General features: G+C 47.8%; 19 protein-coding genes. 18 read left to right on the forward strand and 1 reads right to left on the reverse strand.

Translation table 11 applies throughout. The annotated features are described in order from the left end of the window. The first annotated feature begins 2 nt into the window (after positions 1 to 2). The 17 genes from nadB to AC6CIF_RS30000 all read left to right on the forward strand — a co-directional run bounded on the left by nadB (position 3) and on the right by AC6CIF_RS30000 (position 16,897). Positions 3 to 1,643 (forward strand): L-aspartate oxidase, encoded by a 1,641-nt coding sequence (nadB, locus tag AC6CIF_RS29920; protein ID WP_498202560.1) that lies wholly within the window; start codon positions 3 to 5, stop codon positions 1,641 to 1,643. Beyond that, the gene (nadC, locus tag AC6CIF_RS29925) at positions 1,640 to 2,506 is read left to right on the forward strand and encodes a carboxylating nicotinate-nucleotide diphosphorylase (protein WP_498202561.1); all 867 of its coding nucleotides are present in this window, start codon (positions 1,640 to 1,642) and stop codon (positions 2,504 to 2,506) included. Before nadB ends, nadC begins: the two co-directional genes overlap by 4 nt. A 6-nt stretch (positions 2,507 to 2,512) precedes the next feature. Next, a complete protein-coding gene (locus tag AC6CIF_RS29930; RefSeq protein WP_026081372.1) occupies positions 2,513 to 3,283 on the forward strand; it encodes a type III pantothenate kinase in 771 nt (256 codons plus the stop codon). A 73-nt stretch (positions 3,284 to 3,356) separates the two neighbouring features. Beyond that, positions 3,357 to 4,277 (forward strand): Hsp33 family molecular chaperone HslO, encoded by a 921-nt coding sequence (gene hslO / locus AC6CIF_RS29935; RefSeq protein WP_076216751.1) that lies wholly within the window; start codon positions 3,357 to 3,359, stop codon positions 4,275 to 4,277. A 23-nt stretch (positions 4,278 to 4,300) separates the two neighbouring features. Continuing rightward, positions 4,301 to 5,251: a peptidyl-prolyl cis-trans isomerase gene (locus AC6CIF_RS29940; RefSeq protein WP_498202562.1), complete on the forward strand. Its 951-nt coding sequence runs from the start codon at positions 4,301 to 4,303 to the stop codon at positions 5,249 to 5,251. 345 nt (positions 5,252 to 5,596) lie between these two features. Further along, complete coding sequence (gene cysK / locus AC6CIF_RS29945; protein ID WP_169483011.1) at positions 5,597 to 6,535, forward strand: cysteine synthase A; 939 nt, start codon at positions 5,597 to 5,599, stop codon at positions 6,533 to 6,535. Positions 6,536 to 6,674: 139 nt separating this feature from the next. Then, positions 6,675 to 8,318 carry an anthranilate synthase component I family protein gene (locus AC6CIF_RS29950; protein ID WP_498202563.1) on the forward strand — a complete coding sequence of 548 codons (1,644 nt, stop codon included), beginning with the start codon at positions 6,675 to 6,677 and terminating at the stop codon, positions 8,316 to 8,318. 50 nt (positions 8,319 to 8,368) lie between these two features. Continuing rightward, positions 8,369 to 8,944 carry an aminodeoxychorismate/anthranilate synthase component II gene (pabA, locus tag AC6CIF_RS29955; protein ID WP_036606106.1) on the forward strand — a complete coding sequence of 192 codons (576 nt, stop codon included), beginning with the start codon at positions 8,369 to 8,371 and terminating at the stop codon, positions 8,942 to 8,944. Between the two features lies 1 nt (position 8,945). Further along, positions 8,946 to 9,830, forward strand: a complete 885-nt coding sequence (locus AC6CIF_RS29960; protein WP_498202564.1) for an aminotransferase class IV — start codon at positions 8,946 to 8,948, stop codon at positions 9,828 to 9,830. Next, entirely contained in the window at positions 9,827 to 10,690 is an 864-nt protein-coding gene (folP, locus tag AC6CIF_RS29965) for a dihydropteroate synthase (RefSeq protein ID WP_498202565.1), read from the forward strand. The genes AC6CIF_RS29960 and folP overlap by 4 nt, the downstream gene beginning before the upstream one ends. A 117-nt stretch (positions 10,691 to 10,807) precedes the next feature. Further along, a complete protein-coding gene (gene folB / locus AC6CIF_RS29970; protein WP_036606103.1) occupies positions 10,808 to 11,170 on the forward strand; it encodes a dihydroneopterin aldolase in 363 nt (120 codons plus the stop codon). Between the two features lie 9 nt (positions 11,171 to 11,179). Beyond that, on the forward strand, positions 11,180 to 11,728 hold the full coding sequence (gene folK, locus AC6CIF_RS29975) for a 2-amino-4-hydroxy-6-hydroxymethyldihydropteridine diphosphokinase (RefSeq protein ID WP_498202566.1): 549 nt from the start codon (positions 11,180 to 11,182) through the stop codon (positions 11,726 to 11,728). Further along, positions 11,689 to 11,883 (forward strand): helix-turn-helix domain-containing protein, encoded by a 195-nt coding sequence (locus AC6CIF_RS29980; protein ID WP_036668438.1) that lies wholly within the window; start codon positions 11,689 to 11,691, stop codon positions 11,881 to 11,883. Before folK ends, AC6CIF_RS29980 begins: the two co-directional genes overlap by 40 nt. Before the next feature lie 98 nt (positions 11,884 to 11,981). Further along, a complete protein-coding gene (gene dusB / locus AC6CIF_RS29985; protein WP_076216744.1) occupies positions 11,982 to 13,001 on the forward strand; it encodes a tRNA dihydrouridine synthase DusB in 1,020 nt (339 codons plus the stop codon). A 246-nt stretch (positions 13,002 to 13,247) separates the two neighbouring features. Next, positions 13,248 to 13,727, forward strand: coding sequence for a transcription elongation factor GreA (gene greA, locus AC6CIF_RS29990; RefSeq protein ID WP_076216743.1), 480 nt, complete (start codon positions 13,248 to 13,250; stop codon positions 13,725 to 13,727). A 116-nt stretch (positions 13,728 to 13,843) separates the two neighbouring features. Then, on the forward strand, positions 13,844 to 15,355 hold the full coding sequence (gene lysS, locus AC6CIF_RS29995) for a lysine--tRNA ligase (RefSeq protein WP_076216742.1): 1,512 nt from the start codon (positions 13,844 to 13,846) through the stop codon (positions 15,353 to 15,355). Positions 15,356 to 15,559: 204 nt separating this feature from the next. Further along, a complete protein-coding gene (locus tag AC6CIF_RS30000) occupies positions 15,560 to 16,897 on the forward strand; it encodes a TrkH family potassium uptake protein (protein WP_498202567.1) in 1,338 nt (445 codons plus the stop codon). An 86-nt stretch (positions 16,898 to 16,983) separates the two neighbouring features. Here the strand turns inward: AC6CIF_RS30000 and AC6CIF_RS30005 are convergent, their stop codons facing one another. Beyond that, on the reverse strand, positions 16,984 to 17,574 hold the full coding sequence (locus AC6CIF_RS30005) for a TetR/AcrR family transcriptional regulator (RefSeq protein ID WP_076216740.1): 591 nt from the start codon (positions 17,572 to 17,574) through the stop codon (positions 16,984 to 16,986). An 86-nt stretch (positions 17,575 to 17,660) separates the two neighbouring features. Between AC6CIF_RS30005 and AC6CIF_RS30010 the strand changes: the two genes are divergently transcribed. After that, complete coding sequence (locus AC6CIF_RS30010) at positions 17,661 to 18,212, forward strand: hypothetical protein (RefSeq protein WP_076216739.1); 552 nt, start codon at positions 17,661 to 17,663, stop codon at positions 18,210 to 18,212. The last annotated feature ends 209 nt before the right edge of the window (positions 18,213 to 18,421 follow it).

Below are 18,421 nucleotides of genomic sequence, written 5' to 3' on the forward strand. Positions count from 1 at the left end.
ACATGATACCGCAATATTTAGTTGATTTTGATCTGTCTGCGCTACCCATGGTAGAGACGGATGTACTGGTTATAGGCTCAGGGATTGCTGGTTTGTTTACTGCCATTAAGGCAAGCGAACAACAACGTGTATTAATGATCACAAAGAAGTCATTACTTGAAAGTAACACCAGATATGCGCAGGGAGGCATCGCTGCGGTTATTGCTGAGGATGATTCGCCTGCTTACCACTTGCAGGACACACTTGTAGCAGGAGCGGGTTTATGCCGCTCCGAAGCGGTAGAGGTACTGGTGAATGAGGGTCCGGACGGAGTGAAGGAACTGATTCGTTTGGGTACTTTATTTGATCTGGAGAACGGCGAGTTGGCGTTGACGCAGGAAGGTGCGCATAGCCACCGCCGTATTTTGCATGCCAACGGAGATGCAACGGGATATGAGATTGTACGTGCGCTTGCTGTTGAAGTGAATGAACATCCTGGGATTGAAGTATGGGATGAGCATTTTGTTGTTGACCTGATTACAGATCGAGATCGAGGGGGATGCATTGGCGCTCTGGTTCAGAAGGATGACGGATCGCAAGTGTTTGTAAAGGCACAGGCAACTGTTCTTTGCTCTGGTGGAGCAGGGCAGCTGTACCGATACACGACGAATCCGGATGTAGCTACTGCCGATGGTGTAGCCATGGCCTATCGGGCTGGGGCTATTGTTCGTGACATGGAATTTATCCAATTTCACCCCACCTCTCTTTGTTACCCGGGAGCCCCGCGTTTCCTGGTGTCAGAAGCCGTACGCGGCGAAGGGGCATATTTGCGCAATGTGAAGGGCGAGCGCTTCATGGATCGTTATCATGCCCAGCTTGAACTGGCCCCACGCGATATTGTGGCAAGAGCGATTGTTAGTGAGATGGAGTCCACCAACAGTACCTTTGTGTATCTGGACATTACGCATGAACAGCCAGAGATGATCAAGCATCGGTTCCCTACCATATATGAGACTTGTATGCGTTATGGATTGGATATGACAACCGACTGGATTCCCGTTGCACCTGCTGCCCATTACATGATGGGGGGAGTGAAAACGGATCTTAGTGGAGAGAGCAGTATCTCCCGTTTATTTGCTTGTGGAGAGGTATCTTCTACAGGAGTGCATGGAGCTAACCGCCTGGCAAGCAACTCATTATCAGAAGCGATTGTATTTGGGCGGAGAATTGTTGATCGTATTCAATCTCTCCCTCCACTTGGCTTATTACAAGCAAGAGGGGTTGCGCCTTCATCTGAGGGCATGAATAACAAGATCAACAAGATCACGGAAGAGCAAAAGCCAGTATCCGAACGACGCTTACGACTACAGAAAATGATGGTTCGTCAGGTAGGCTTGCGTCGGAATGGTGAGGACCTGCAGAAGGCTATGGACAAGCTGCAACAGGAATTGCAATTTTTTGATCAGACACTCACGCATAAAGAAGAGCTAGAGTATGCCAACCTTCTGACCTGTGCCTGGTTAGTTACCAGCGGAGCATTACACCGCGAGGAGAGTCGGGGGGCTCACTATCGTGAGGATTTCCCGGCGCGTGATGATATCGTGTGGCAGAAGCATAGTCTGCAGCAGCGAGAACAAGCGATTGTGGAGGAATTGATGTCATGATACTGAATGGATATAATGAAGGGCTTATCGAATCAATCAAAAACTGGCTTCGTGAAGATGTTGGTGCAGGTGACATTACAACAAGTGTGACGATCCCGGCAGGTAACCAATCCAAGGCCATTATACACGCCAAAGACAATGGTATTATTGCAGGCATGACCGTAGCTAAACTTGTATTTCAGGTCGTTGATCCTGATCTTGTATTTACACCGAAGGTAACAGACGGAGACCAGGTCACCCATGGCACGATTTTGGCCGAGGTAGAGGGAAGTACACATTCACTGCTTACGGGGGAACGACTGGCACTTAACTTGCTGCAACGTATGTCCGGAATAGCTACGCTTACGCGTGCCTACGTGGATGTGCTGGATGGTCTTGAGACCAGGCTCGTGGATACACGTAAGACAACGCCGGGCCACCGATTACTTGAGAAATATGCAGTGCGCGTGGGTGGCGGAGCGAATCATCGATTTGGACTGTACGATGCCGTTATGATTAAGGATAACCACATCAAGGGTGCAGGCGGAATCACTGAGGCGGTACAGCGTGCGCGAACCGTTATCCCACATACGATGACGATTGAAGTGGAGACTGAAAATCTGGAGCAGGTGAGAGAAGCCTTGCAAGCCGGGGCAGATATCATTATGCTGGATAACATGCATCCAGAGCGGATGCGTGAAGCGGTTGAACTTATTCGTGAACAGGCTCCTCATGTGAAGGTTGAAGCATCCGGTAACGTTTCTCTTCAGACCATTCGTGGTATTGCAGAGAGTGGTGTGGATGTAATTTCGGTTGGCAGGTTAACCTATTCCTTTGAGAGCCTGGATATTAGTCTGGATTTAAATGAAAAGAAAGAGGGGTGAACCTCTTTGATTCTAGTTGTAGACGTGGGGAACAGCAATATGGTGCTCGGCGTATATCAAGGCCGGGAATTGCTGCACCACTTTCGTCTGAGTACATCACGTCAGTCAACAGTGGATGAATACGGCGTATTGATTTATAATTTATTTCATATGTCCGGCATCAGGGCAAGTGACATCGAAGGTGTCATCATCTCATCTGTGGTTCCGCCACTGGTGAATGTAATCGAAGCGATGTGTGAGAAGTATGTAGGCAAAAAAGCTTTGCTCGTTGGGCCTGGTATCAAAACTGGCTTGAACCTGCGATACGAGAACCCTCGTGAAGTGGGTGCAGATCGTATTGTTAATGCAGTGGCAGCCGTTGAGAAGTATGGCGGCCCTCTCGTCGTGGTCGATTTCGGTACCGCAACGACCTTTGACTGTATTGACGAGAAAGGTCACTACCTGGGGGGAGCCATTGTACCTGGCATTCAGATTGCTACTGAAGCGCTCTATGAGCGGGCATCCAAGTTGCCTCGTATAGAGCTGGAGAAACCTAAAAAGGTCATTGGCCGTAATACTATTCATGCCATGCAAGCGGGTATTATATTTGGCTATGCAGGCCAGGTAGATGGTATTGTAGAACGTATTCGCGAGGAGATGGGAGCGAAGCCCCGAGTTATCGCGACGGGTGGTCTCGCTACACTTATCGCAGAAGAAACCCGTAGTATAGAGGAAGTTGATCCGCTGCTTACGCTTGAAGGGCTGCGTATTATATATGAGCGGAACCGGGAAAGGTGAGCATAGTGACGGCATACAGCGGGCTGAAATTACAGCTTAAGTGTTGTGCCGTTTTTTCTGTGTTAATACTATTATGGCGATACGCCAAAGGAGGCTGAATGACTTGGAAAACAACAACAAGCATGACCGGTTAATTCGTGGTACAGCAATGAATGGAAAGGTAAGAGCCTTTGCTATCCAGACTACGGAACTGGTTGAGGAACTACGCAGAAGACACGATACGTTTCCCACGGCTACAGCTGCCATGGGGCGTACGGTTACAACAGCAGCCATTATGGGTGCAATGCTCAAAGGTGAAGAGAAGTTAACGGTACAAGTCAATGGTGATGGGCCCATTGGACAGATTGTAGCTGATGCCAATGCGAAAGGCGAAGTACGAGGATATGTTTCTAATCCGCATGTACATTTGCCAAGCAATAGTGTGGGTAAACTGGACGTTGCAGGCGCGGTTGGAACGGAAGGTTTCATCAACATAACGAAGGATTTGGGACTGAAAGAACCATATCGTGGCAGTGTGCCTATTGTTTCAGGAGAACTGGGCGAAGACTTCACGTACTACTTTGCGCAATCGGAGCAAACACCTTCTGCTGTAGGCGTTGGTGTGCTCGTTGATACGGATAATTCCGTTATTGTCTCAGGTGGATTCATTATGCAGCTGTTGCCGGGATTGACAGATCCAGAGATCACGGCGATCGAAAACGCCATTAGTACGTTGCCGCCAGTGACGACGTTGCTGGAGCAGGGGCTTGAATTGGAAGAGTTGCTTCGCCGATTGTTGCCAGATGTACAAGTGATGGAAGGATTGGATATACATTTTAGCTGTGAGTGTTCACGTGAGCGAGTAGAGAAGACTCTTATCAGCCTGGGCCAAACGGAGATGGAGCAATTAATTGAAGAAGAGGGCCAGGCTGAAGTGGTCTGCCAATTCTGTAATGAAGCCTATGACTTTAACAAAGAACAACTTGAGACCATCCTAGAGCAAGCCAAGAACTGATCTATGCGGGGACGGGATGCGGAATGACAAGACAGGAAAAAGGGTTGTGGACGGCTGTAATTGTCTTGACGTTAGGTATGCTGGTCATGGGTAGTGTGATGGCTATGCATGGTCTCAGACAGGGCAAAGACGAGGCAGATGCATCCCATGATACCAATACGGAAGAAGGAAGCACCGTAGCGACGATCAACGGAGAAGTCATCACGGACAAAGAGTGGACCGATGCGCTGAAAAGACGCTATGGCAGCGAGTTATTACTCCAGATGTTAAACCGTAAAGCAGTATATGCCGAAGCAATTGAACGCAAGCTGATCGTCACTCCCCAAGAGATTGCAAGGGAACTTGCCGCCGCGATGGATGGGTACGATTCAGAGAAATCATATTTTGACGAGATGAAGTCTCAATTGGGCCTGTCGAAACAGGAACTTGAATTGGAAGCCGGCTACAGGCTGCTGCTTGAGAAAATCGCAACGATCGGTATACAGATCAAGGATGCAGATATTGAGCATTACTGGACTGAACACCGTGAGGATTACGTTTCCCCCGAGAAATATGACTTGTCCATCATCGTAGTGAAGGAAGAAGAGGAAGCTGATTCCTTACTGGATGCGTTGGAGAAGGGGGAAGACTTTGAAGAAGCTGCTCGCAAACAATCGACAGACAGCTTCTCTCGTGATGCTGGTGGGAGGCTGGGATGGATTGAGCGGAATGATCCATTCCAGTCAGAAGAAATCCTTCAACTTGCTGCCGGGCTGGATGTAGGCGATATTGCCGGACCGGTTCGAGTGGAAGAAGGTTATGTTATTATCAGACTTAATGATAAAGAAGAACGCCAGGTGCAGTCGGCCGAAGAGGTCCGTGAGGAGATTCGAATGCAACTGGCTCTGAGTCAGGCTGATCCGTTGCCGCAGGTAGAGCAAATGCTGCGTAACAAGTATGAAGCCGTCATCCTGTCCGAGATTCCTGCCTCCTGAATTCAATGGAGAAGATTGTATAGTACTGCTGCATCTTGATAAAAATACTCTGTCTGCGGTCTTAGGGCCAAAGGCAGAGTATTTTTTTTGAGTACTCATATTGACAATAAGGGTTAACGTTGATAAGATGAAAATAATAAATACCTACTCGTTTACTCGGATATAAAAAATTTATTTATGAACAAAGAAACTTTCGGAAACCTCCGCCCTGTCTAGAAATCTTAGCAGTAAGGGATAGGATCAACAGGATTTCCGCAGTTCTTCTATAACAGCTAGAGGCTATCGGCCGCACAGTATAGGTTAACAGGACTCAAGTTTTATTCATCCACTAAGGAGGGCATTCATATGGCTAAAGTAGTTAATAACGTAACAGAACTCATCGGAGGTACTCCGCTTGTTCGTCTGAACCGTATCGTACCTGAAGGCAGTGCTGAAGTATTCGTGAAGCTGGAGTACCAGAATCCAGGTTCAAGCGTGAAAGACCGTATCGCAATTAGCATTGTGGAAGAAGCGGAAAAAGAAGGCAAGCTGAAACCGGGTGATACCATTATTGAAGCAACAAGTGGTAACACGGGAATTGGACTCGCGATGGTGGCTGCAGCCAAAGGCTACAAGTCCGTTATTGTAATGCCTGAGACGATGAGCTTGGAGCGTCGTAACTTGCTTCGTGCGTATGGTGCTGAGCTTGTGCTTACACCTGGAGCTGAAGGTATGAATGGTGCTGTTAAAAAAGCCGAAGAACTGCTCAAGGAAAATCCTTCCTATTTTATGGCTGAGCAATTTAAAAATAAAGCCAACGTGAAGATCCACCGTGAAACGACTGGCCCTGAGATTGTGGACGCGATCCAATCTGTGGGCGGTACGTTGGATGCTTTCGTTGCGGGAATTGGTACAGGCGGAACAATTACAGGTACAGGCGAAGTGCTGAAAGAAGCTTTCGCTGGTATTAAAATTGTTGCGGTTGAGCCAGCAGCTTCGCCAATTCTGGCGGGCGGCAAACCAGGACCACATAAGATCCAGGGGATTGGTGCCAACTTTATCCCTGAGATTCTGGATCAGGAAATCTATGATGAGATCATTCACATTGAGAATGATGATGCATTCGAGACGGCTCGTCAGGTAGCGAAGGAAGAGGGCATTCTGTCTGGTATTTCTTCCGGTGCGGCGATCCGTGCAGGTCTTCAGGTTGCGAAACAGTTGGGTGAAGGCAAGCGCGTTGTCGTAATCGTGCCAAGTAATGGCGAACGTTACCTCAGCACACCTCTTTACAACTTCGAAGGCTAAGTCTACAAATGACAAACCAATCCTCCTTGCCCGTATGACGGGTATGGAGGATTTTTGGCGTAATGCTTTTAAAAGGGGCGGCGCTTTAGTATACTATCAGACAATAGAACTAGCGACAGATGGAGGGCGGCACACCGCAATGACACACCTGATGACAACATACGCCGACTGGATGGAGTGGGCTGAACAAGGCTGGACCATGATGCCCTATATTACGAAGTCGGATGAGGGACCGTATCATGGCGGTTTACCGTTATCGTGGGAGGCAGCCTGGGAGCAGGCGTCACCATACGCAATTGTGCTGGAGAATGGCAAAGGCGGGAGATATACATTTCTGGGGTTAGACCCCGTATCCGTTATTTCCGGTAAAGGTCAAGAAGCGGTTATTCTTGATGTGACGCAAGGAACCACCTCGACGGACAGCGGCAAGCCGCTTGATGTATTGAAGAGATGGACTGCCCCGTATAGCGCACCCAAGGTTAATGGGGCTCCGGACTTTGGGGGTGGATACGCGGGTTATCTCAGCTACGATGTAGCAAGATCATTGGAGAAGCTTCCAGTCTTGGCTGAAGATAACCCGGCTCTACCGGATTATTGGTGGATGCGTTTTGAAGAAATATGGGCGTATGACCATGAGCAGCAGGCGCTTTTCTGCATGGTTCATCTGGCTATAGAGCCTAACGGGAACGAAACGGATATCCGTAGCCTATATGCAACGGCTGAAGCACGAGCGACAGCGATGCAGAAACGTTGGCTTCATATTATGGGGGCTGCACAGGCCGAGGAACAACAGCAGACACTGGAGCGCCGCAACAAGCAGGTCAATCGTACACCGCAGCCTGAAGATGCGGAAAGGGAATCCGAAGGGTGGGAAACCTCCTTTCCACAGGATGACTTTGAACAGGCTGTACGCACAGTACAGGAATATATCAGGCAAGGCGATGTGTTCCAGGTGAATCTGTCCTTGAGACAGGAGAAGCGACTTCATTCGAGCGCTGAGCATATTTATGAATGGCTGCGCCTTGTGAATCCATCACCGTATATGGGTATGCTGCGTAGTCCAGACTTTCAACTGGTAAGCGGATCTCCCGAGCTTCTGGTGAAGGTGGAGAATGGCAAAGTCAGTGCTCGTCCCATTGCAGGGACCCGAAGAAGGGGCCGTGATGCAACAGAAGATAAGGCTATGGCGGATGAACTGCTCAGCAGTGAGAAGGAACGGGCGGAGCATATTATGCTCGTTGATCTGGAACGTAATGATATCGGGCGTATTGCGGCCTACGGTTCGGTTCATGTGCCGGAATTGATGACCATCGAGAAGTATTCCCATGTGATGCATCTCGTTTCCCAAGTGGAAGGCAGGCTGGCAGAAGGGTTATCGGTATTTGATGTGATTGCTGCGACATTCCCGGGGGGGACGATTACAGGAGCGCCCAAAGTTCGCACTATGGAGATTATCGAGGAGCTTGAGCCTGTGCGGCGTGGACCTTATACGGGTTCCATCGGGTGGATGGATTACAGTGGAAATATGGAATTGAACATCGTCATTCGTACGCTTGCCATCAAGGGTGGTATTGGTTATGTACAGGCCGGTGCAGGAATTGTCATTGATTCCGATCCATATCGGGAATACAAGGAATGCCGCAACAAGGCAAGAGCCATGATGAGAGCGGTGAATTACAGCGAGGAAGCGGAAGCGAACAGAGCTGTTGAACAAGAACAAGAACAAGAACAAGAACAAGAACAAGAACAAGCGGAGCGAACAGAAGCTGTTAAACTAAAATAAAACGAAGCAACCGTCACTTGCATTGACGGAAGATGAGGAGGAGCAGGCATATGATACTGGTTATCGATAATTACGATTCCTTCACGTACAACCTGGTTCAATATCTGGGTGAACTGGGTGAGACGGTGGAAGTTCGCCGCAACGACGAGATTGATCTGGCAGGCATAGAGGCACTGGCACCTGATCATATTCTGATCTCTCCGGGCCCGTGTACACCGAATGAAGCAGGCATTAGCTTGGCAGTCATTGATCATTTCAAGGGAAGCATTCCGATCTTTGGTGTTTGTCTGGGGCATCAGTCCATTGGACAAGCGTTTGGTGGCAATGTCATTCGTGCGGAGCGCATGATGCACGGCAAAACATCCGAGATGCACCACAATGGGACATCGGTATTTGCCGGATTGCCATCTCCATTCACAGCTACCCGTTACCACTCCCTTATTGTCGAGCGCAGTAGCCTGCCTGACTGCCTGGAGATTACAGCGGAGACAGCTGAAGGTGAAATTATGGGTCTACGCCACAAAGAATATGCGATTGAAGGGGTGCAATTCCACCCGGAATCCATTATTACAGACCACGGACATCAGATGCTTCGCAACTTCCTGTCCCAACAGGTGAAGGTATAACATGCAATATGCCGCGATAAACGGAGAGTTGGTCAATATGGCGGCAGCCGTGGTTCCTGTAACGGATCACGGCTTTTTGTACGGACTTGGATTGTTCGAGACGTTTCGGACCTATCAGGGTGTCCCATATCTTTTGGAACGGCATCTGGAGCGCATGGCTTCGGCGTGTAAGGAACTTGGCATTCCTTTTACAACGACCGCGGCAGAGGTGACAGATTGGCTTCAACGTTTGATGGATGCGAACGGACTTCGGGATGCGTATGTGCGATACACGGTATCAGCCGGTGAAGCACCGCTAGGATTACCTTCTGGTGACTATTCGAAGCCAAATCATATTGTACTGGCAAAAGCATTACCTGAACCTTCTCCTTCTTTATATGAGAATGGCAAAATACTCCAACGGTTGTCTACGCCTCGCAACACGCCCGAAGGAGCAGTTCGGTTCAAGTCGCTACATTACATGAACAGCATTCTGGCGAAACGGGAGCTTAATGGATACGGGCAGCATGTGCTGGGTGCAGAAGGGCTACAATTAACCCGTGATGGTTATGTGGCTGAGGGTATTGTTAGCAATGTGTTTTGGGTGCGGGAAAATGTTCTCTACACGGCAGCACTCTCAACCGGCATTCTGCCGGGCATCACTAGAGCTGTGACACTTGAGCTTGCCATGCAGCAAGGAATCTCCTGCATAGAAACGCTAGCCGATTGGGAGGAGCTCCTGCAAGCAGATGAAATATTTCTAACAGGCTCGGTGGCTGAACTGGTTCCGGTGACAACTCTGCGGGATCAGGACGGAGCCGAAACGATAATTAGCAACGGACATATTGGCCCGGTTACAGCAGTCCTTCTGGGTATGTACCGGCAGAAAGCGGGGTATACTTCATGACACTTCCACCTGTCATCTATGAACGGAACTATGCATGGGGGCCAGCTGCATTGAAGCTGGGTACAAGAACACAGATTATGGGCATTCTTAACGTCACGCCTGACTCATTCTCGGATGGTGGACGTTATACCAACGTGGAGCGGGCGGTTGCTCATGCCAAACAGATGATGGAGGACGGGGCGGACCTGATTGATATCGGCGGGGAGTCTACCCGGCCAGGTTCAGATGTCGTGAGCGCCGATGAAGAGCTTAGCCGGATTATTCCGGTTATTGAAGCATTGCATCAGCGAGCCCCACACATTCCGATATCGGTAGACACGTATAAAGCCGATGTTGCACGTCAGGCTATTCTGGCAGGTGCTCATATTATTAATGATGTGTGGGGTGCCAAGGCAGATCCAAATATGGCCCGCACGGCAGCAGAGCTGGGGTGTCCCATCATTCTGATGCATAATCGGCAGAAGCGAAACTATACCGATTATCTGAATGATGTCGTCAGTGATTTGCAGGAGAGCATACAGATTGCATTAACAGCCGGCGTGAAAGCAGAGCAAATTATCCTGGACCCGGGCATTGGTTTTGTAAAGGATCTCGAAGAAAATCTGAAGCTCATGTCATCGCTCGGTTTGCTTAATGAAATGGGATATCCGGTTCTGCTAGCCACCTCACGTAAAAGATTCATCCAGAACACCCTGGATGTTGGTGCGGATGATGCGCTGGAAGGAACGGCTGCCACCGTTGCATTTGGCATTGCCCAAGGCTGCCAGATGGTTCGGGTTCATGATGTGAAGCCGATTCGGCGGACGGCAGACATGTGTGATGCGATGTTGTATGCTTCTCCGGGGATACGGAGGAAATAATGCTGGCGGGTCCCTGGTGACCCGTCCAGCGGAAGCGCAGCGTTTTTCAAAGGCCAAGCAAAGGGATAACTTCAAATAGATTAAAATTTCAATATATATAGAGGGCAGGCGGATCGTATGGATAGAATGGTATTGCATCGTATGGAGTATTACGGATATCATGGTGTTTTTGCAGAAGAACGGAAGCTGGGGCAGCGGTACTATATTGATCTGGAGATTGATATGGACCTGGGTGAAGCTGGACGTAACGACGATTTGACCAAAACGATTAATTATGCGGAGATCCATGAGCTGGTAAAACAGATTGTTGAGAATAAATCATTCCAGTTAATTGAAGCTTTGGGCGAACATATTGCATCTTCTTTACTAGACACTTATACTATTATCAATGCATTGACAGTCAAGGTGACGAAGCCACATCCGCCATTCGATATTCATTTTGAGGGCGTAACGGTAGAGCTTCGCCGCACAAGAAAGTGAGAACCGATCATGATTGCACATTCGACCTCTGAATCTTCAGAGGCTTATATTGCTTTAGGGGCCAATTTGGGTGACCGGGAACAGACGCTGTTTGAAGCATTGTCTTTGCTGGATGAACACCCTCATATATCCGTTCTGCGTTGTTCTGCACTATATGAGACGGAGCCTGTAGGATATGTAGATCAGCCTGCGTTTCTGAATATGGCAGTCGCCGTACAGGTGATGCTGACACCAGAGCAATTGCTCACGGAATTATTGGATATCGAGAACCAGCTTGGACGTGTTCGTGATATTCGCTGGGGACCGCGCACCGTTGATCTGGATCTGCTCTGGATGCAAGGTGAGACGCGAGATACCGAATTGCTTCAATTGCCTCATCCTCGTATGGGCGAACGGGCTTTTGTGCTGGTCCCACTGTCGGATATCGTACCGGAGGGCGAGATTTCAGGTTTGTATACCTTTGTACACGCATCGTTGTCTGTACTGGATGGAAAGGATGGAATACAGCTTTGGAAAACATGCAATTGGCCAATCGAATCCGGGCATTCCGGAAGCTGAAAGGTTTAACACAACATGAACTTGCGGCCGAGACCGGCATCTCGCTGGCCATTCTGGGAACCATTGAACGGGGAAACCGTAAGGTATCACAGCAAGAGCTCGATCGAATTGCTGGTGTGCTGGCAATCAGTATCGAGGAGTTGCGGGGCAACTAGGACCATTTCGGTTTCGCCATGTTACAACAACCAACACACACCGATGGAACTTAATATCGTGATATATACAGAATTAAAAAAGGGGTGGAACGACTACCGTGCTTAACATTGGTGGCATTGAAATGAAAAACCAGGTCGTACTTGCGCCGATGGCTGGCGTATGTAATCCGGCTTTTCGTTTGATCGCAAAAGAATTCGGAACAGGCCTCGTATGCGCGGAGATGGTGAGTGGCAAAGCCATTGTCCATGGCAACCAGCGTACACGTGAGATGTTGTTTGTAGATGAGCGTGAGAAACCGCTGAGCCTTCAGATTTTTGGGGGAGATCGTGATTCCCTCGTAGAAGCAGCCAAAATCGTGGACCAAGAAACCAATGCAGACATCATCGACATTAACATGGGATGCCCTGTGCCAAAGGTAACGAAATGTGATGCAGGTGCACGTTGGTTACTTGATCCGAAAAAAATCTATGAGATGGTATCGGCTGTTGTGGACGCGGTTGAGAAGCCGGTGACGGTCAAGATGCGTATCGGCTGGGATAACGAGCATATCTTCGCGGTGGAGAATGCGCTCGCGGTTGAACGTGCGGGTGGGCAGGCGGTAAGTGTGCACGGCCGTACGCGTGAGCAACTCTATACAGGCACGGCTGACTGGTCACACATCAAAGATGTAAAAGAGGCTGTCTCTATTCCCGTGATCGGCAATGGTGATGTCCATACACCAGAGGATGCACGCCGTATGCTGGATGAAACGGGTTGTGACGGAGTTATGATCGGTCGTGCCGCCCTGGGTAACCCCTGGATGCTGTATCGTACCATTCAATACTTAAGCACGGGTGAATTGCTTCCTGACCCGAATGGCGAAGAGAAGATCCGTGTTGCCATCCTGCATATGGATCGACTGATCGCATTGAAGAATGAGACGGTTGCTGTACGCGAGATGCGTAAACACCTGGCTTGGTATTTGAAAGGCTTGAAAGGATCTGCTCGCATCAAGGACGTTATTATGGAAGGTACCAAGCGTGACGAGATGGTACAGATTCTGGAGAACTTTGTGAGTCAGCTGAAAAGCGAAGGCAATTTGGAGTCAGAACCGGTAATTGCCGGAAGTGCATCGTAATTAAGACTGTAAAACGTTTACAGCTATAGAGGACGTAACATTGACTTTTCGAGATCGTTCCCCTATACTTTCACAGTATAAATTCGCCATGTGCGTTAATTAAAGGCTAGTCATCAGGAGGAATATTCTATTTCTCTGGAGAACTTCATATAGTTTTGAAGATGTATGCGGGCGGAGCTATGTAATTATCACTGATTCCGTTGCCGTACAATCCAAATTATTCCCATGACAGGAGAATCGGTTGAGATGAGCGACAAGGAAGTTATCCTTACACCAGAGGGACTTAAGAAGCTGGAAGAAGAACTGGAAACATTGAAATCAGTGAAGCGCCGCGAAGTGGCTGAACGGATTAAGGTAGCCATCGGGTATGGAGATATCAGTGAGAACTCTGAATACGAAGATGCCAAGAACGAACAGGCTTTCATTGAAGGTCGTATTATTACTTTGGAGAAAATGCTTCGGAACGCACGCATTATTAACAGTGATGAGATTGACACCGATGTTGTGAGTGTAGGTGCAACAGTTACTGTGGAAGATTTGGAATTTGGTGATATCACAGAATATACAATTGTAGGTTCTGCTGAATCTAACCCGCTTCAGAACAAGATCTCAAACGAAAGCCCTGTTGGTAAAGCGATCCTGGGCAAGAAAAATGGTACAGTTGTTGATGTAAGTGTGCCTGCTGGCGTAATTCAATATAAAATTGTAGATATTAAAAAGCTATAGTAACGAAGCAGTTGGGCACGGTAAACAAAAGCTTCCCTAGGGAAGCTTTTTCAACATTTGAGGAAGAGTGTCCTCACGGGATGCCTGCAATGCAAATAAGGAGATGAATACAGATCATGACGGATGAAGTCTTGAATCAGGAAACCGAACTTAGCGAGCTTTTACAAATTCGCCGTGACAAATTGGACGAGCTCCGCAAATTGGGAATCGACCCTTTTGGCCAAAAATACGTACGTACCGAAGAAGCCGGCTCCATTCTGAAGAAGTATGAAGAACTGACCAAGGAAGAGCTGGAAGAGAAGCACATCGAAGTCAGTATTGCCGGACGGATTATGGCGAAGCGGGGAATGGGTAAAGCAAGCTTCGCACATATTCAGGACCTGAGCGGCAGAATCCAGATCTATGTTCGTCAGGATACCGTGCCTGAAGACAAGTATGCGGCATTCACCTTGCTGGACCTTGGCGATATCGTTGGGGTAACTGGCGTGATCTTTAAGACCAAAACAGGTGAAACTTCTGTCAAAGTTACAGATCTTGAAGTGCTGTCCAAATCGCTCTATCCGCTTCCGGATAAATTCCATGGTCTCACCGATGTAGAGCTGCGTTACCGCCAGCGTTATGTTGACCTGATTATGAGCCCGGATGTACAACAGACCTTTATCGCACGTTCCAAAATTATTCAATCGATGCGTCGTTACCTGGATTCCCTTGGATATCTGGAAGTGGAAACACCTACGTTGCATACCATCGCAGGAGGAGCGGCAGCACGTCCGTTCATCACACATCACAATGCGCTGGATATGGAACTGTACATGCGGATTGCGATTGAACTTCACCTGAAACGTCTGATTGTTGGCGGACTGGAGAAAGTATATGAGATTGGTCGTGTATATCGGAATGAAGGTATGTCCACACGTCACAATCCGGAGTTCACAATGATTGAATTGTATGAGGCATATGCCGACTACAAGGATATTATGCAATTGACGGAGAATTTGGTTGCTCATATTGCACAGGAAGTACTGGGTACGCAAGTGATCCAGTATGGAGATTATGAAGTGGATCTTACGCCGCAGTGGCGCCGTGTTACGATGGTGGATGCAGTTAAGGAAGTTGTGGGTGTAGACTTCTCCGTACACATGACGGATGAGGAAGCACATAACTTGGCGAAGGAACATAAGGTTCCGGTTGAAAAACATATGACATTTGGTCATATTCTGAACGCGTTCTTTGAAGAGTTTGTAGAAGAGACGTTGATTCAACCGACATTCATCATGGGACATCCTCTTGAAATCTCACCACTGGCGAAGAAAAATGATGTAGATCCACGCTTCACGGATCGCTTCGAATTGTTCATCGTTGGACGCGAGCATGCCAATGCCTTCACAGAGCTGAATGATCCAATCGATCAGCGTCAGCGCTTTGAAGCACAGATGCTGGAGAAAGAACATGGGAACGATGAAGCTCATGAGATGGATGACGACTTCATCCGTGCGCTCGAATATGGTATGCCACCAACAGGCGGATTGGGAATCGGGGTTGATCGTCTGATCATGCTGCTTACCAACTCCCCGTCGATTCGTGACGTACTGCTCTTCCCACACATGCGTCCTCGTACGCAAGATTAAATAAGGAACGTAGGATACGTTCATAATAGAAGAGGAACCTGCCGTTCAGTATCATGCTGGGGCAAGTTCCTCTTTAGGTTTACATAGACGCTAAAAATAAAGTTTGTCAGATGGCCCTTGCTCTCAGCACACCATTAGGGTAACACCGCGTCTTGAATTTGTTAGATTAACCTGTTCGTATTTTTGTTAAAAGAGGTGCCCTTCATGAAGTTCAGGCTTCACTTTGCCAAATTCTTATCTCCTCCGTTAATTCTGGTCGGTGGTTTTCTGCTTATCATTGCGATGGGAACGGTGCTTCTCATGTTGCCAATCTCCAACCAAAGCGGTATGCATTTGGCGTTTATTGATGCGCTCTTTACATCAACCTCTGCCGCATGTGTGACTGGACTTGTCGTTGTGGATGTAGGGACGACGTTTAATTTGTTTGGTCAGATCGTCATTATGGTATTAATGCAGCTTGGTGGACTCGGCTTCATGACTATGGCTACTCTCTTTGCGCTAGTGTTGGGCAAACGAATCTCGCTCAAGGACAGGCTATTACTCAAAGAAGCCATTAATGCAGACAGTATGGAAGGGATAGTACGCATTATCCGCAAAGTGTTGATTTTCTCCTTTACCATTGAAGGGGTGGCTGCCGTCATACTGGCGCTGCGCTGGGCAACGGAGATGTCAATTGGTCAGGCTATATACTATGGATTATTCCATTCCGTTTCCCTGTTTAATAATGGCGGATTTGATCTGTTCGGCAACAGCTTCCAATACTACACCGGAGACTGGCTATTCAATGTGACTGCTTCTGTGCTCGTTATTTCTGGTGGACTTGGATTTGTAGTATTGAATGACCTGTTTGAGTATCGCAAACGCCGCCGTCTATCTCTTCAGTCCAAACTGGTGCTGTCTGTATCTGGAGCGCTGATCGGTATAGGAGCGATTGTGTTGTTTGTTTTCGAATTCACCAATGGACATACACTGGCTTCACTCACCTGGAGCGAGAAGATCTATGCGTCCTTCTTCCAGTCTGTCTCTACACGTTCGTCGGGAACAAGTACAATCGATATCACGGAGATGAGGCAGGCTACCCAATTTTTCTTCATTCTGCTGATGTTTATCGGGGCCTCCCCGGGATCGACCGGGGGCGGGATCAAGACGACTACATTCCTGATCATGATTGGTGCAGTGTATGCCATGATTCGGGGGAATAAGGATATTGTGTTTTTCCGTCAGCGTGTTCCGAAAGAACTGCTAATGAGGGCGCTAACCATTATTATGGTTTCTCTGATCATATTCATGATCGTGGTGATGCTTCTGCTTACGACAGAGGATGCGCCATTCCTTTCACTGATGTTTGAAGCTGCATCCGCAATCGGTACCGTGGGTCTTTCTGTGGGAGTGACTGATGAGTTGACCAATTGGGGCAAAATCATTATTACCTTTACCATGTTTGTAGGCCGGATTGGGCCATTAACCATCGCGTATGCCCTTCGTCCTCGCAAAGAGAAGAAACTGTATCGTCATCCGGAAGGCCGGATCATTATCGGATAAAAAGAAAAACCGTCAGACATTCAGAACTAACTCCTGTTATCGTAACGGGCCTTAGTCACAACGAATGTGCTGCGGTTTTTTTTGGTTTAACGACACAAGGAAGCAAGATGCAAAGTGAGAACATCGTCCATGAGCCTGCCATTCATCTGATCTGGTCTAAGCACGGTATGGATACCCAAGCCATCCACCAGTGCATACAATCTCTCGATCTCCAGTTCTTTGTCCAGATCAGGTTTGGAGAGATCGAGTTTAATCAAGTAGGTGATAACAGAACCTACAGCTTTTCTAAGTTCATCATATACGGTATTAGCAAGTTCTTTGAGTGTAGGATCGGTTTTCGATCTGGCTGTAAAAGCGTACCACACCTCCATTTCGGCCAGTTTTTCTTCCGTGTTTGGTAAGAATTCGAGCAATAGGCGTTTCATATTGTCCATCGGAGAGCCGGTGAAGGACATTTGTTGGACTCGATGAGACACCCGTTCAGATACCAAATTCATAGCATATAGTAGTAGTTCCGATTGAGTAGAAAAGTAGTGACGCATCGAACCGACCGAAATTCCAGCTTCTTCAGCGATATTTCGAACAGAGGCTTGTTCCATGCCATCTCTCCGTATAATACGCCATGCTGCCTCGGCTACGATCATACGCTGTTTATCGTGATCAACAATTTTAGGCATAGGCATATTATATCACTGTTGATTATTATAGTACAGACGTGCTAAATTATATTTAATACATTTGTATCAAAAAAGGAGAGGCTGAAATGATTGGTTATTTCATTATAGGTTGTGAGATCGCATTTTGGGTGTTTGTGTTCACAGGTCTGAGTGTCAGGTATCTCCTTGGCATGAAGCGGTTAGGCATCGGTTTGTTAACGGTCACGCCGGTTATTGATCTGTTATTGCTGGTAGCTACAGTTATGGATCTACAGGGAGGAGCTACAGCAAGTATGATTCATGGTATAGCTGCGGTGTATATAGGAGTAAGCATTGCTTATGGTCATCAGATGATCGCTTGGGCGGATCGATATTTCCTATATTGGTTCAAGGGTGGAGAGAATCCTCGCAGCAGCAAGTTATATGGTAGAGAACATGCGAGTCGTGAGCGTAGTGGATGGTTTAGACATCTATTGGCTTGGGCTATAGGAAGTGCTTTTTTATTCGCCATGATATGGTGGATTGGAGATGCTGAACGTACAGCTGCCTTCGATAATCTGATCAGAGTGTGGGGAATAATACTCGGAATCGATTTTCTGATAAGCTTTAGTTATAGTTTATGGCCAAGAAAGGTTCCTGCTAGGAATGTTAAACATTAAAAAGCTGGGTGAGCGTGCATACGAACTGGCTAAGTTGGGAGAACCCGTATGTACGCCCCGTATTAAATCAAACCGATTGTTAATATAGATTCAAAAAAAGACTTGCAATGCAAATCTGTACATGGTATATTCTAATTCCGGCCAAGAAAACACGATTTACACGGTGCGGCAAGCAAATGAAATAAGCTTCGAAAGAAACTTAAAAAAAG

Source organism: Paenibacillus sp. GQ49 (genome assembly GCF_059759055.1).

Bases quoted from the DNA above. Each gene is read 5' to 3' on its own strand.
- nadB (WP_498202560.1), top strand. From the start codon at position 3: ATGATACCGCAATATTTAGTTGATTTTGATCTGTCTGCGCTACCCATG.
- nadC (WP_498202561.1), top strand. From the start codon at position 1,640: ATGATACTGAATGGATATAATGAAGGGCTTATCGAATCAATCAAAAAC.
- hslO (WP_076216751.1), top strand. From the start codon at position 3,357: ATGGCGATACGCCAAAGGAGGCTGAATGACTTGGAAAACAACAACAAG.
- AC6CIF_RS29940 (WP_498202562.1), top strand. From the start codon at position 4,301: ATGACAAGACAGGAAAAAGGGTTGTGGACGGCTGTAATTGTCTTGACG.
- cysK (WP_169483011.1), top strand. From the start codon at position 5,597: ATGGCTAAAGTAGTTAATAACGTAACAGAACTCATCGGAGGTACTCCG.
- AC6CIF_RS29950 (WP_498202563.1), top strand. From the start codon at position 6,675: ATGACACACCTGATGACAACATACGCCGACTGGATGGAGTGGGCTGAA.
- pabA (WP_036606106.1), top strand. From the start codon at position 8,369: ATGATACTGGTTATCGATAATTACGATTCCTTCACGTACAACCTGGTT.
- AC6CIF_RS29960 (WP_498202564.1), top strand. From the start codon at position 8,946: ATGCAATATGCCGCGATAAACGGAGAGTTGGTCAATATGGCGGCAGCC.
- folP (WP_498202565.1), top strand. From the start codon at position 9,827: ATGACACTTCCACCTGTCATCTATGAACGGAACTATGCATGGGGGCCA.
- folB (WP_036606103.1), top strand. From the start codon at position 10,808: ATGGATAGAATGGTATTGCATCGTATGGAGTATTACGGATATCATGGT.
- folK (WP_498202566.1), top strand. From the start codon at position 11,180: ATGATTGCACATTCGACCTCTGAATCTTCAGAGGCTTATATTGCTTTA.
- AC6CIF_RS29980 (WP_036668438.1), top strand. From the start codon at position 11,689: ATGCAATTGGCCAATCGAATCCGGGCATTCCGGAAGCTGAAAGGTTTA.
- greA (WP_076216743.1), top strand. From the start codon at position 13,248: ATGAGCGACAAGGAAGTTATCCTTACACCAGAGGGACTTAAGAAGCTG.
- lysS (WP_076216742.1), top strand. From the start codon at position 13,844: ATGACGGATGAAGTCTTGAATCAGGAAACCGAACTTAGCGAGCTTTTA.
- AC6CIF_RS30000 (WP_498202567.1), top strand. From the start codon at position 15,560: ATGAAGTTCAGGCTTCACTTTGCCAAATTCTTATCTCCTCCGTTAATT.
- AC6CIF_RS30005 (WP_076216740.1), bottom strand. From the start codon at position 17,574: ATGCCTAAAATTGTTGATCACGATAAACAGCGTATGATCGTAGCCGAG.
- AC6CIF_RS30010 (WP_076216739.1), top strand. From the start codon at position 17,661: ATGATTGGTTATTTCATTATAGGTTGTGAGATCGCATTTTGGGTGTTT.